Genomic DNA, 12,978 nt, shown 5'->3' on the forward strand with positions numbered 1-12,978 from the left:
CCGGTGCGGTGACGGTCTCACGCGCGCAGGGGGTCGGCGCCGTTCCAGGCGCCCTGGCTTCCGTACGGGGTGAAGCGGGCGAACAGCTCCTCGCCGTACCAGTCGTGAGCTCGTACGCGGGTGATGACGGTCCGGTGGTGGGCGGTGCCGTAGGCGAAGTCGCGGACGGCGCGCGCGTCGCGCCACAGGGAGAAGGTGGCCTGGCGGGCCAGCGGCCACTCGCCGATGCCGACCGAGGCCAGCAGCCCGTCCTGCTCGCGCAGCGCCCGGTCCACCGCCGGGACCGAGCGGTAGAACGCCGCCAGCCGACCGGCCCGGATCGACGCCCGCGTCAGCACCGCCACGGGCCCGGCTGCGCCCTGTCCGGCGGCCACGGGGGCGAACGGGTCGACACCGCCCCAGGCGCCGCGTGCGGCCAGCGGGCGCAACCGGACGTGCCAGGACTCCCGCGCCTCGTCCCGCCAGCGGGCCGCGATCGGCGAGCTCCGCAGGAAGTCGTCCAGGTCCGGCTCGCCGCGCCAGACCGCGAACAGGGCCCAGCGGCGCAGGTCGGCTCCCAGCGACATGCTCGGGCCCCGGCCGGTGCCCAGCAGCCGCCAGAACCGCAGCCCGCCGGTGCTCCGCAGCACCGGCCGGTCGAAGGCCATGTGGCGCATCGCGCCAACGGTGTCGTATCGGATGAGGTGGAACGAGGCGATGGTCGTAGTGCTGGTGTCGCTCATCGGCGGCTACCTGGCCGGCTCGGTGCCGGTGGCCCTGCTGGTCGCGCGCGCCCACGGGTTCGACCCGCGGGAGGTCGGCGACCGCAACCCGGGCTTCTGGAACATGAAGGAGCAACTGGGCTGGCGGGCCGCGGTGCCGGTGTTCGCCGGCGACACGCTGAAGGGCACCGTGGCGGGGCTGCTCGGCCTGTTCGCCGGGGGCGGGCACGTCGGTGAATGGGCGGTCGTGGCACCGCCCAGCGTGCTGCCGGTGTACGTGGCCGTGGCGGGCGCCATGATCGGCCACGCCTGGCCGGTGTTCGCCGGGTTCCGGGGCGGTCGCTCGATTCTCGCCTTCGCCGGGGGCGTCGCCGTCATCTGCCTGCCCGCCTTCCTGCTGGCCGTTCTGGCGCTCGTGCTCGTCTCCCTGGCGGCCCGGTCGTTCGCGGTGGGCGCGAGGGTCGCCGTGTTCGGTGTGCCGGTGCTGCAACTGCTGTTCGTCCCCGCCCCGCAGGTGGCCGCGACAGGTGCGCTGCTCTGCCTCATCGGCCTGCGCTTCGGCCAGGCCGCCCTGGCCGCCCAGCGCCCCTGACCGCCGGCGGGTAGGTGCGGCCCCGCCAGGTGCGGACCGGGCGCAGGGTGGCCTGCGTCAGGCGGACCGCCGTGGCGGGGTCGAGCAGTGGTGAGAGCCAAAGGCCGGCACCCGGCCGGCTGTAGCTGCCGCGCAACGCCCCGGCCAGCAGCCACCGTACGGCCAGCAGCGCCAGATCGAGCCGGGACGGGCGGCCGATCGCCAGCCGCAGCACGGGCAGCGCGGCGGTCAGCCAGACGACCGCCAGATCGGCCGCCTGCCAGCCGGGGCCGGTCACGTCCCGCAGCGGCAGCGACCGGCCCCACTCGCGCCAGAGCTCCGCCGTCGAGTCGTGCATGTCGACCTCCAGCAGCGCCCCAGCGTCGAGGAACGCGACCACCCAGCCCTCACCCGCCAGGTGGCGGGCCAGCGCGACGTCGTCGGTCATCCGGTCGCGCACCCGGGCGAACCCGTCGGCCGCGAGCATCCGCTCACGCCGGAACGCCATGCACTGGCCGTTCGCGACCGCGCGGTGCGGCGCGGGCGGGGTGGCCGGGCCGATGGGGCCGAACCGGTAGACCAGCGTCGCCAGCATCGACGCGTGCAACGCCTGCTCCAGGTCGCCGTCGCAGCTGAACCGAGGTCCCACGGTGACCAGGTCGCGGCCGTCGAGCGCGGCGGCCACCGCCCCGAACAGGCCCGGGTCCGGCCGGGCGTCGGCGTCCAGCGTGATGACGACGTCCCTCTGCGCCGCCGCCACGCCCTGGCGCAACGCCCACTGCTTGCCGACCCACCCGGCGGGCAGCGGGGCGCCGGTGACCACCTTGGCGCCCAGTGACGCGGCCAGCGCCGCCGTCCCGTCGGTCGAGCCGTCGTCCACGACGATCACCTCGTCGACGTACGGGTCCGCGAGGGCGGCCCGCAGGCACGCCCCGATCCGCCGCTCCTCGTCCCGCGCCGGCACCACCACGGAGATCCCCCGGTCGGCCCACCCGCCCCGGCCCCCCTCGTCACGTGCCGGCACTCCCACAGAGATCCCCCGGTCGGGCCACCCGCCCCGGGCCGCCTCGTCAGGCGCCTTCATGGCCCGCGCCCGAGCCTCCCCGGACAGCCGGTCGTCAGCGGGCGGCGTGGCGGGACGCAGGGGCGGCAGGCGGTCGCGACCTCGGGCGAGACGAGTGGCGACGACGACGGCCGCGACGGTCTGGGCCACGGCAAGCGGCCGAATCCTCACCGGCACTCCCTTCCCCCGGGAGCCCGAACGCCTGGTCGGCCCTCCCGTTCACCGGGAGCACGAACACCTGATCGCTCCTCCCGTTCGCCGCGAGCACGAACACCCGGTCGGCCCTCCCCGGCCACGTGAATCCGGGAGTCCGGTCGGCCGTCCCGCCTCGCGGCCGTGGGGAAGTCCTGCGCGACGAGGCCGGCCACGATGCGGGCGCCCAGGGTGACCATGGGGAGGCCGCCGCCGGGGTGGGCGGAGCCGCCCACGAGGTAGAGGCCGCGCCGGGGGCCGCGGTTACCGGGCCGCAGAAACGGCGAGAGCGTCCCGTGCGTGGCGGCGCCGTAGATGGCTCCGCCCCAGGCACCGTAACGGTCGCGCAGGTCGGCCGGGGTGAAGGTGTCGACGAAGCGCAGCCGCCCGGCCAGGTCGTGGCCGCGCTCGGCGAGCCGTTCCAGCACGAGGTCCCGGTACGACTCCACGGACATCGGCCACCGGCCCGGATCGCGGGCGGGCACGTTGACCAGCAGGACCTGGTTCTCGGCGCCGGCCGGCGCCTGGGACGGGTCGTCGACGGCCGAGCAGCCGACGTAGACGGTCGGGTCGCGCGGCGGCACGCGGCGTTCGAAGATGTCGGCGAACTCCTGCCGGTAGTCGGCGGAGAAGACGATCGAGTGGTGCGCCAGCCCGGGCGTGCGGCCTTCGACGCCGGCCAGCAGCAGCAACACCGACGAGGACCGGCCCAGCCGGGCGATCCGGCGCAGCCGCCGCCGGTGCGGCAGCAGGTCGCCGTACAGGCTCGCGGCGTCGGTGTTGGCGACCACGATGTCGGCGGGCACCCGTTCGCCATCCGCGAGCCGTACCCCGGTGACCCGGTCGCCGCTGGCGGTGATGGCGGCCACCGGGGCCGACAGGCGCACCTGGACGCCCGCCTTGTCCAGCAGCGCCGCCAGGTCGTCGGCGAGCCGGGGCAGGCCGCCGGGCACGTACCAGCCGCCCTGACCGTGCTCCAGCGCGGGGATGCAGCCGAGCGCGGCGGGGGCCCGGTGCGGGTCGGAGCCGGCGTAGGTGGCGTAGCGGTCGACGTACTGGATGAGGCGCGGGTCTCGGAAGTGGCGGCGCGCCAGGCCGTGCAGGGTGCGGCCGGGCGCGACGGCGAGAAGGTCGGCCGGGCGTGCCTGCTCCGGAGGGCGGGTGAGGGGTCCGGCGAAGAAGGTACGGCCGGCGGCGGCGAGGCAGCGGCCGGCCCACGCGTGGAAGGCCCGCCAGGCGGCGCCCTCTCCGGGGGCGAGGCGGTCGACCTCGGCGGCCATCTCGGCGGGGTCGCGCCGGGCGGTCAGCTGGGAGCCGTCGGCGAACCGGTAGCGGCACAGCTCGGCCGGTTCGATCAGCTCCCGCTCCAGCCCAAGCTCGCGGAACACGTCCGGCATGGTGAGCAGCGAAGGGCCGAGGGAGAAGGTGAACCCGTCGCGACGGTGCTCGGCGAGCTTGCCCCCGAGCCGGGGCAGCCGTTCGTACAGCCGGACCTCGTGGCCCTGCCGGGCCAGCAGGAGCGCGGCGGCCATGCCGCCGAAGCCGCCGCCCACCACGGTCACCGAAGCCACAGCCGCCTCCACCCCAGCGCCGCGAACGTGCCCATCGCCACCCCTCCCACTGCCGCGACGAGCGGGTCGGGCGGCTGGAACACCGCCGCGAACCCGAGCGTCTCCATCGCGGCCATCGTCGTGTACAGGGCCGGCAGCCCGGCGCCGACCGGGCGGTCGCGTCCGGCGATCCGCCGGACGACCACCATGACCAGCAGAGACACCAGGAGCCAGCCGGCCAGGTTGCTCATTGGCACGCCTCGGTAGGGGCCCGGTTCGGCCCACACCCACAGCCCGAGCCTGAGCATCTGCGGGTCCAGGAACAGGTCCCACGCGGTCAGCGCCAGAGCGCCCACCACCACGCCGGCTCTCCCGCCGACGGCCGCGCCGATCCCGTACGCGGCCAGCCCCATGCCTCCCCACGCGAGCGCCACCACCAGCGGCACCCCGCCGACCTGCGGCCACAGCGCGCCGGTGTAGTGGTAGGCGCCGAACGGGAACCCGGTGTGGACGCCGACCAGCTCGGCCAGGTAGCCGACCGCCACCGCCGCGCCGAAGGCGGCCACGGCCCGCGGCCAGCCCAGCGGCGCCGCCGCGAAGCCCACGGCGCTCACCGCCAGCAGCGCCACGACGACGCCGGTGAACGGCAGCGGGTCGTCGCTCAGCCCGGACATCACCTGGGCGACGACCATGGCGCACAGGAACATCGAGCCCAGCGCCTGTCCCAGCGCGGGCCGGGTGACGGGTGCACCGCGGAGAGCGTCCATGTCCTGATCCTTCGGATCCGGGCGGCGCTCGGTTGCGTCGCATCCGGGTCGCTTCCATGCTCTCCGGGCGTTGTGCGGGGGTTACTACCGAACCGCCGACATGGGGGAATCTTTCCGCTCCGGTCTGTCACGCGCCGGAACCGGAGGTGTCGGGTGAGAACGGGAGGCGTCGGGCTGAACCGGTCGGTGCGCGGGCGCGTACCTCCACACGTCCGGACTCGCGTCCATGGAGGTTTCGTGGAGCTCAGCCTCTTGCGTACACAGGCGCACAGCCCTTCGTACTTCTCACTGCTGCGCGGATCCTCCGGGCAACGGGCCCCGGTCGACTTCTGCATCCCGTGCAACCCGTACTTCCCGACGCCGGAGATATTCGAGCATCTCGGGAGGAACCTGGAGACGATCCTCAAGTTCTATCCAAGTGGCGCGGACACGATCACCGCGGAGCTCTGCTCCACTTTCGGTCTCCACCCCCAGACGGTCGCCATGGGCAACGGGTCCACCGAGCTGATCACCTGGATCGACCATCTGCTGGTGCGCGGCAGCCTGGCGGTGCCGATCCCCACCTTCGGCCGGTGGACCGACCAGCCGCTGGAGACGGGCAAGCGGGTCGACATGTATCCGCTGCTGGAGAGCCGCAACTTCACCCTCGACGTGAACGACTACGTGTCCTTCATCCGCATGCGCGGCTCGCGCGTGGCGGTGATCTGCAACCCCAACAACCCCGACGGTGGCTACCTGCCGAAGCACGAGGTGCTGCGGCTGCTCGACCAGCTCATCGACCTGGACCTGGTGATCGTGGACGAGTCGTTCGGCGACTTCGTGGACGCCGAGCCGTATCCGGGGGTGGCCGCCGAGGCGGCGGTGCGGCCGAACGTGATCGTGCTGCGCAGCCTGGGCAAGAACTTCGGGCTGCACGGGATCAGGTTCGGCTACCTGGTCGCCAACCCGGCGCTGGCCGGCAAGGTGAGGGACGCGCTGCCGAAGTGGAACCTCAACTCGTTCGCCGAGGTCGTGGTGTTCCTGATGAGGCAGTGCATGGGCGAGTACCAGGAGAGCCTGAGGCGCCTCAGCCAGGACCGGCGGGTGATGTTCCAGCAGCTCAGCACCATGCCGGAGCTGTCGGTCTACGCCTCGCAGGGCAACTTCCTGCTGGTGAAGCTGCCCCCGGGGTACGACGGGGTGCCGCTGCGCGACCACCTGCTGACCGAGCACGGCGTGTACGTCCGCGAGTGCGGCAACAAGCTGGGCACCACCAGCCAGTTTCTCCGGCTGGTGGTGCGTCCTCAGGAGGACGTGCGGCGGCTGCTGGTCGGCATGACGCAGTTCCTGTATTCGGGCAGCCTGCACGAGATGCCCGTCGTCGGCCTGCACCACCGGGCGGTCAATCCGCTGTCCGCCTGACCCGCCACCTCACGAACTCACGAACTCTGGAGCTGGCGCTCCCTGTCGAGCCTCCGTGAGGCGCTCAGCGACAACGGGCGGCTCGGCCACCAGAAGCGCTCGCCCATCAGCGTGACCAGGGCGGGCACCAGCACGCTGCGCACCAGCAGGGTGTCGAGCAGCACGCCGAAGCCGACGATGATGCCGAGCTGGGTGAGCGTGATCAGCGGCAGCACACCGAGCACCGCGAAGACCGCGGCGAGCACGATGCCCGCGCTGGTGATGACGCCGCCGGTGACCGCGAGGGCGGTGACGATGCCGGCGTGCGTGCCCTGACGGGCGGCCTCCTCGCGGGCCCGGTGGGTGAGGAAGATGTTGTAGTCGACACCCAGGGCGACCAGGAACAGGAAGCTCAGCAACGGCACCGAGAGGTCCATGGCGGGGAAGCCGAAGAACCGGTCGAAGGCGAACCACCCGGCCCCGAAGCTGGCCACGAAGCTGATGATCACGGTCGTCACCAGCGTGACGGCGGCGACGACCGACCTGAGCAGGAGTAGCAGCACGAGCAAGACCACGCCGAGCACCAGGGGGATGACGACGAGCTGGTCACGGGTGGCGGCCTGCCGCTCGTCCAGGTCGGTGGCCTCGGGGCCGCCCACCAGCGCCTGCCCGTCCGGCACGGCCTTGACCGCCTCGCGCAGCTTCTCGACGGCGGTGAGACTGGCGTCGCTGCCGGGCTCGGCCTCCAGCACGACGTTGATCTTGGTGAGCTCGGATCCGCTCTCGGCCACGGCGGCCGTGGAGACGCCGGGGGCGCCCTTGGCCGCCTGGAGCACGGCCTCGGCCGCCGGCTCGCGGGCGATCACGACCACCGGCTGCGCGCTGCCCGCCGGGAAGGCCCTGCTCAGGGTCTCCTGCCCGGCGATGGCCTCGACCTTCTCGCGGAACTGCTCGGTCTGCGACAGCCCACTCTGTACGCCCACCGCGCCCACCGCGAGGACGGCCAGGATGCCGACGCTCACCAGCGACATGAGGACCGGGCGGCGGGCGACCCCGGTGCCGATGCGCCGCCAGACCCCGTCGCGCGCCGGGTCGGCCTGGCCCACCTTGGGGGCGAAGGGCCAGAACAGCCCGCGGCCGAACAGCACCATCGCGGCCGGCAGCACGACCAGCGCGTAGGCCACGGCGACCACGATGCCGATGGCGCCCGCCATGCCGATGGCCCGGTTGAACGGCGACAGCGCGAACAGCAGCGTGCACAGCGCCAGGGCGACGGTGGCCGAGCTGGCCAGGATGGCGGGCGCGGCGGACCGCACCGCGGCGGACATCGCCCGGTGGCGGTCCTCGTGGATGCGGAGCTGCTCGCGGTAGCGGGCGATGAGCAGCAGCGCGTAGTTGGTGCCGGCTCCGAACACCAGGACCGAGGTGATGCCGAGGGTGGAGTCGTCGACGGTCAGCCCGGTGAGGTTGGTGAGCAGGGCGACGACCTTGGCGGCGACCTGGTCGGCCACCCCGACGACGGCGAGCGGCACCAGCCACAGCCATGGGCTGCGGTAGGTGAGCAGCAGCAGCAGCGCCACGACGCTCGCGGTGACGGCCAGCAGCGTGATGTTGGCCCCGCTGAAGACCGAGGACAGGTCGACCTTGAACCCGGCGCCGCCGGTGACCTCGACCTTCGCGCCGGCCGGGAGGCCGTCGCGGGCCTCGGCCCTGACCTGCGCCACGGCCTCGGACAGCTCGCTGTTGGACAGCGTGCCCGCCAGGGGCACGGTCAGCAGAGCCACGTCACCGTCGGGGGCCATGACCGGCGGCGGCACCTTGCCGCCCACGGCCCGCGCGGCCATCCGCTGGGCGTCGGCGTCGATGGCGGCGCGGTCGTCGGCGGTCAGCGTGCCCGACCGGCTGTAGACGACGAGCGCGGGCAGGACCTGGCCGCTGGGGAACTCCTGCTGCAGCCGCGCCACCGCCGCGGACTCCGCGCCCTTGGGCAGGGAGTCTGCCGGGTCGGTGCTCACCTTGGCGGCGCCGCCGAACGCCAGGGCCAGACCGGAGATCACGATCGCGAGAACGATCGTGAGCCACTTACCCGATCGGCCCCACAAGGCGTCCCACCTACTAGGCTCTGCTCGCCACATGTAAAACTCTTTCCATGATGGAATATTTCTACGATGGAACGTTAGCATGCCCCTAGAGGCGTAGTTGAGTGAGGGGGGACCGTGACGGCGCGCATTCCCGACGCCACCGAGCTGATGTTCGCGATCCGGCGCCTCAACGTGGAGAACGACCGGTTCGCCGAGCGCTTCGCCGATCTGCACGGCCTGCACCGCACCGACCTCAACGCGCTCGTGGTCATCCTCGACGCGTACGCCGCCGGCCACCCGCTCACCCCCGGGCACCTGGGCGCCGCGCTCAACCTCAGCCCGCCCGCCACGACGGCCCTGATCAACCGGCTCGAAGGCGTCGGCCACGTCGAACGCCGCCGCAGCGCCACCGACCGGCGCAAGGTCGAGGTGGTGCTCAACGAGCAGGCCGCCCGGCTGGCGGGGCAGTTCTTCACGCCCCTGGCCCGCCACCTCGCCACCGCGATCGACGAGTTCACCCCGGAGGAGCGCGAGGTGATCGGCAGGTTTCTCGACCGCGCCGTCGAGGCCACGGCGAAGGCCAGGCGGCAGTCGACCGCCTGACCCTCAGCTCTCGACCTCATGCCCTGTCCTTCGTCAGGGCCCCCCGTCCGGTTGCATCCGGTCACGCCAAGATGTAGCACTCCACTTCGGCCCGGCGGTATGGCAGTCCCTCGTCGACCGAGTGGCGTATGCACTTGTTCTCGGCGTCGCTCAGCAAGAGCTCGCCGCACACGGTGACGCCTGAGTAGGTGCGGCAGTCGAGCGTCGGATCGGCCTTGCCGACGCGGTATCCCTCCTTGACGGCGGCCCGGCATTCGGCCCGCCGGCTTGAGGTGTCGACGTAGCGGCACTGCTCCATCAGGACGTGATACTGGTCCTCGCTCACCTCTCGTGGTTCAGTGCCATCCCAGGCGAACCCCACGACCATCCCGAGGATGGCCAGCAACCCGACCCCAGAGACAACGATTCCCTTCATGCTTCCCCCCTGCATACGAGCTACCGCCAGGCGCGCATGCCAAACCTGTCAGCCCCACACCTCCCGTGCCGTCTCGACGATCAGGGCCAGTTTGGCGAACTGCTGGTCGGCGGTGAGGGTGTTGCCCTCGACCGTGGAGGAGAAACCGCACTGCGGCGACAGGCAGAGCTGGCCGAGGTCGACGAACTTGGCCGCCTCGTCGATGCGGCGCTTGAGCGCGTCCTTGGACTCGAGCTCGCCGGTCTTGGTGGTGACCAGGCCGAGCACCACCGTCTTGCCCGGCGGCACGAACCTCAGCGGCTCGAAGCCGCCCGACCGCTCGTCGTCGTACTCCAGGAAGAAGCCGTCCACGGCCAGCTCGCCGAACAGCGCCTCGGCGACGAAGTCGTACGTGCCCGAAGCGGCCCAGGAGGAGCGGAAGTTGCCCCGGCACATGTGGGTGGTGACCGTCATGCCCTCGGGTTTGGCCGCGAGCGCGGCGTTGATCTGCTTGATGTAGCGCAGGTGCATGTGCTCGGCGTCGTCGCCGCGTTCGGCCAGCTCGGCGCGCTGGGCCGGGTCGTTCAGGTAGGCCAGGCTGGTGTCGTCGAGCTGCAGGTAGGTGCAGCCGAGTTCGCCGATCCGGCGCACCTGCTCGGCGTAGGCGGCGCTGAGGTCGCTCCAGAACTCCTCGACGTCGGGGTAGACGGCCGGATCGATGGCGGCCGGCCCGCCGCGGTAGTGGACCATGCTGGGCGAGGGGATGGTCAGCTTGGGCACCGCGGTGCGGGCCGTGTCGCGCAGGAACGTGAAGGCGTCGGCGAAGACCGGCCGGGGCAGGCTGATCCGGTCGTGCACCCGCAGGGCCGCGGGGGTGAACTCGATGTCGCCCTGCTGATTGTGGAAGCGGACCGTGATGTGCTCGTCGGCGGCCTGGCCGATGCCGCCGAGCTGGTAGATGAAGTCCATGTGCCAGGAGGCCCGCCTGAACTCACCGTCGGTCGCCGCCCGCAGCCCGATCTCCTCCTGGCGGCGCACCACTTCGCGGATCGCCTCGTCCTCCACCTCGCGCAGCGCCTCCCCGGCGAGGCTGTCGCGGGCGCGGAGCAGGGCGGGCGGGCGCAGCAGGCTGCCGACGTGGTCGGCGCGGAAGGGCGGTGAGGTACGCATGGGGATGTTCTCCTCCGTGGTCGGTCGCGACTAGAGGTCAGGGATCAGCCGTCGACGCCGCCGGGTCACCGTAGCGGACGCGAAGCGGGGCCTTGAGCAGCTTGCCCGCGGCGTTCCTGGGCAGTTCGGCGACGAACTCCAGGTACTTGGGGATCTTGTAGCGGGCCAGCCGGCCGTCCAGGTGCGCGAGCAGGTCGGCGGACCGCGCCCTCGCGCCTGGCCGCAGCACGACCAGCGCCTTGCCCACCTCCCCCCAGGTGTCGTCGGGCACGCCGATCACCGCGCACTCGGCCACCGCGGCGTGGCCGTACAGGGCGCTCTCCACCTCGGCGGGGTAGACGTTCTCACCGCCAGAGATGATCATGTCTTTGATCCGATCGGAGATGCGGACGTACCCGTCCTCGTCCGCCACCCCGACGTCTCCCGAGCGGAACCAGCCGTCGGGCGACAGCACCTTCGCGGTCTCCTCGGGGCGCCGCCAGTAGCCGGGCATCACGTTGGGGCCCCGTACGTACACCTCGCCGGGCTCGCCCGGGGCGGCGTCGGAGCCGTCGGGCGCGACCAGCCGGACGTCGGTGAAGAAGCACGGCACGCCGGCCGAGCCTGCCTTGTCCGCCGCGTGCTCGGCGGCGAGGAACAACGCGCCGGGCGCGGTCTCGGTCATGCCGTAGCCCTGCAGGAGGGTCAGCCCACGCTCCTGGTACGTCCTGATCAGCGGCATGGGCACCGGGGCGCCGCCGCAGAGCAGGTGGCGCAGGCTGGACAGGTCGGCCGCCGGCCAGCGCGGCGACTGGGCGAGAAAGCCGAACATCGACGGCACGCCGAACATCACGGTGACCCGCTCCGACTCGATCAGGTCGAAGGCGCGCGCCACCTCGAAGGACGGTTCGAGGATCGCCCGGCCGCCCTTGAGCACGCTCGGCAGCAGCGTCTGGGCCAGGGCGGCGATGTGGAACAACGGGGCGCTGATCAGCGTCACCTCGTCGTGCGCGAACGGCACGTCGACCAGCAGGTTGACCACGTTCCAGGTCAGGTTGGCATGGGTGAGCACGGCCCCCTTGGGGTGCCCGGTGGTGCCCGAGGTGTACATGATCAGGCACGGGTCGTCGCGGTCCACCGGCTCGTCGATCGGGCCGGGGGCGCCCGAGGCCACCAGCTCCTCGTAGTCAACGGCCGGGACGTGGCGGCCGGGGAGCCCGGAGCCGTCCTGGCCGTCGCCGAGCAGGACGATCCCGGCACCGGCGTCCTCGACGACGAAGCTCAGCTCGGGCGCGGTCAGCCGGGTGTTGAGCGGGACGAACACCGCCCCCAGCAGCCCCGCGGCGAAGAAGGTCTCGACCAGGGCCGGATGGTTGGCTCCCAGGTACGCGACCCGGTCGCCGCGCCCCACGCCGAGACCGCGCAGCGCGTGGGCGAGCCGGTCGGCCCTGGTCCGCAGGTCGCGGTAGGTCCGGTGGTCTCCCCGGTGACTCAGCGCCACCCGGTCCGGCGTCATCCGCGCCCGGCGCGCCGGCCACGAACCGAGCCCCTGGTTGCGCATCGGCACTCCTTGACGGTCAGGTCGACGGTCAGATCGGTCCCGCCCTCAAGTTAGGCCAGCCTGCAACGGCTGTCACTCATCTGCCCAACTTTGCGGGTCCGGGACCGTGTCGAGGATCGCGCCCGCGACCGCCTCCGCCTCCGGCCGGAACCTCTCGTGCAGCGCATGGCAGACGCGCTGGGCCTTCTGGGCCGGCCAGTCGCTCGGCAGGTGACGCAGCGGAAGCCGCGGATCGGCCCGGATGATCTGCAGCCACTCGGTCAGCAGCACCAGCGAGCGGGCCAGGTCGTCGGGCGCCTCCGGCATCGGGTCCGCCCGGTCCCACCGGTGGAGGAACGCCTGGTAGCGCCGCCCCAGCCCGGCCAGATCGTAGGCGTCGGCGACCAGCGCCTGCATGTCGGTGGGCGACCGGGGCTCGGCCGCGAAGACGCGCACGTTGGCGCCCAGGTCGTCGATCACCCGTGTGACGTCGACCTCGCCTGGAGCGATCCACAACCCGTTCTGCAAAGGGCCGAACCCGGCCCAGGTCAGCCGGGAGCGCAGCTCGTGCCGCTGGCGCTGCCAGGACTCGGGCAGGGAGAAGCCGATCAGCGTCCACCGGTCGTCGCCGTCGTCGTTGACCACCCCGCTGTCCCAGATGCGCCGCCCGCCGTCCCTGAGCACCTCCGCGCTCACCGGGGTCAGGCCGAAGTACATGCGGCGACCGGCCCGCTGACGGCGCAACAGCCCGCGGCGGGCCATCCGCGTCAGCGTGGAGCGGGTCGCCTCCTGCGAGATCCCCACTCTGGCGAACGCGTCGATGAAGCTGCCCGAGAACACGCAGATGCCGTTGCCGTGGACGTGGTCGCCGAGGAAGGTGAGCATCACCGACTGGGGCCGCATCCCGCCGTCCCGGGCCCGTCCGGTCACGTCCGTCTCCTGACCTCTCAAAGTTGGGCATTCTCTTGACAGCTGTAATGTACCTGC

Annotated in this window: 12 protein-coding genes; 3 read left to right on the forward strand and 9 right to left on the reverse strand. The window is 72.5% G+C overall.

Annotated features, from left to right (window positions below; translation table 11 throughout):
* Positions 1–17: 17 nt before the first annotated feature.
* Positions 18–722 (reverse strand): spheroidene monooxygenase, encoded by a 705-nt coding sequence (locus AB0I38_RS01465; RefSeq protein ID WP_358460058.1) that lies wholly within the window; start codon positions 720–722, stop codon positions 18–20.
* On the opposite strand from AB0I38_RS01465, the gene AB0I38_RS01470 reads away from it, so the two are divergent.
* The gene (locus AB0I38_RS01470; protein WP_358460061.1) at positions 697–1,293 is read left to right on the forward strand and encodes a glycerol-3-phosphate acyltransferase; all 597 of its coding nucleotides are present in this window, start codon (positions 697–699) and stop codon (positions 1,291–1,293) included. The genes AB0I38_RS01465 and AB0I38_RS01470 overlap by 26 nt on opposite strands.
* Here AB0I38_RS01470 and AB0I38_RS01475 read toward each other — a convergent pair.
* The 3 genes from AB0I38_RS01475 to AB0I38_RS01485 are packed head-to-tail and all read right to left on the reverse strand — an operon-like array spanning position 1,244 to position 4,844.
* Complete coding sequence (locus tag AB0I38_RS01475; RefSeq protein WP_358460064.1) at positions 1,244–2,506, reverse strand: glycosyltransferase; 1,263 nt, start codon at positions 2,504–2,506, stop codon at positions 1,244–1,246. The genes AB0I38_RS01470 and AB0I38_RS01475 overlap by 50 nt on opposite strands.
* Positions 2,503–4,098 carry a phytoene desaturase family protein gene (locus AB0I38_RS01480; protein WP_358460067.1) on the reverse strand — a complete coding sequence of 532 codons (1,596 nt, stop codon included), beginning with the start codon at positions 4,096–4,098 and terminating at the stop codon, positions 2,503–2,505. The genes AB0I38_RS01475 and AB0I38_RS01480 overlap by 4 nt, the downstream gene beginning before the upstream one ends.
* Positions 4,086–4,844 (reverse strand): carotenoid biosynthesis protein, encoded by a 759-nt coding sequence (locus AB0I38_RS01485; RefSeq protein ID WP_358460070.1) that lies wholly within the window; start codon positions 4,842–4,844, stop codon positions 4,086–4,088. The genes AB0I38_RS01480 and AB0I38_RS01485 overlap by 13 nt, the downstream gene beginning before the upstream one ends.
* 237 nt (positions 4,845–5,081) lie before the next feature.
* Between AB0I38_RS01485 and AB0I38_RS01490 the strand changes: the two genes are divergently transcribed.
* Complete coding sequence (locus AB0I38_RS01490) at positions 5,082–6,245, forward strand: pyridoxal phosphate-dependent aminotransferase (RefSeq protein ID WP_358460073.1); 1,164 nt, start codon at positions 5,082–5,084, stop codon at positions 6,243–6,245.
* 17 nt (positions 6,246–6,262) lie between these two features.
* Here the strand turns inward: AB0I38_RS01490 and AB0I38_RS01495 are convergent, their stop codons facing one another.
* A complete protein-coding gene (locus AB0I38_RS01495) occupies positions 6,263–8,359 on the reverse strand; it encodes an MMPL family transporter (RefSeq protein ID WP_358460076.1) in 2,097 nt (698 codons plus the stop codon).
* Positions 8,360–8,440: 81 nt separating this feature from the next.
* On the opposite strand from AB0I38_RS01495, the gene AB0I38_RS01500 reads away from it, so the two are divergent.
* Entirely contained in the window at positions 8,441–8,908 is a 468-nt protein-coding gene (locus AB0I38_RS01500; protein ID WP_358460079.1) for a MarR family winged helix-turn-helix transcriptional regulator, read from the forward strand.
* Between the two features lie 61 nt (positions 8,909–8,969).
* Here the strand turns inward: AB0I38_RS01500 and AB0I38_RS01505 are convergent, their stop codons facing one another.
* From AB0I38_RS01505 to AB0I38_RS01520, 4 genes are all read right to left on the reverse strand, one after another.
* Positions 8,970–9,323, reverse strand: coding sequence for a hypothetical protein (locus AB0I38_RS01505; protein ID WP_358460082.1), 354 nt, complete (start codon positions 9,321–9,323; stop codon positions 8,970–8,972).
* Between the two features lie 48 nt (positions 9,324–9,371).
* Entirely contained in the window at positions 9,372–10,472 is a 1,101-nt protein-coding gene (locus tag AB0I38_RS01510; RefSeq protein WP_358460085.1) for a 5-methyltetrahydropteroyltriglutamate--homocysteine S-methyltransferase, read from the reverse strand.
* Between the two features lie 37 nt (positions 10,473–10,509).
* Complete coding sequence (locus tag AB0I38_RS01515; protein ID WP_358460088.1) at positions 10,510–12,012, reverse strand: acyl-CoA synthetase; 1,503 nt, start codon at positions 12,010–12,012, stop codon at positions 10,510–10,512.
* 72 nt (positions 12,013–12,084) lie between these two features.
* On the reverse strand, positions 12,085–12,921 hold the full coding sequence (locus AB0I38_RS01520; RefSeq protein WP_358460091.1) for a PaaX family transcriptional regulator: 837 nt from the start codon (positions 12,919–12,921) through the stop codon (positions 12,085–12,087).
* Positions 12,922–12,978: the final 57 nt, after the last annotated feature.

The organism is Nonomuraea cavernae (assembly GCF_040655715.1).
GTDB lineage: Bacteria > Actinomycetota > Actinomycetes > Streptosporangiales > Streptosporangiaceae > Nonomuraea > Nonomuraea cavernae_A.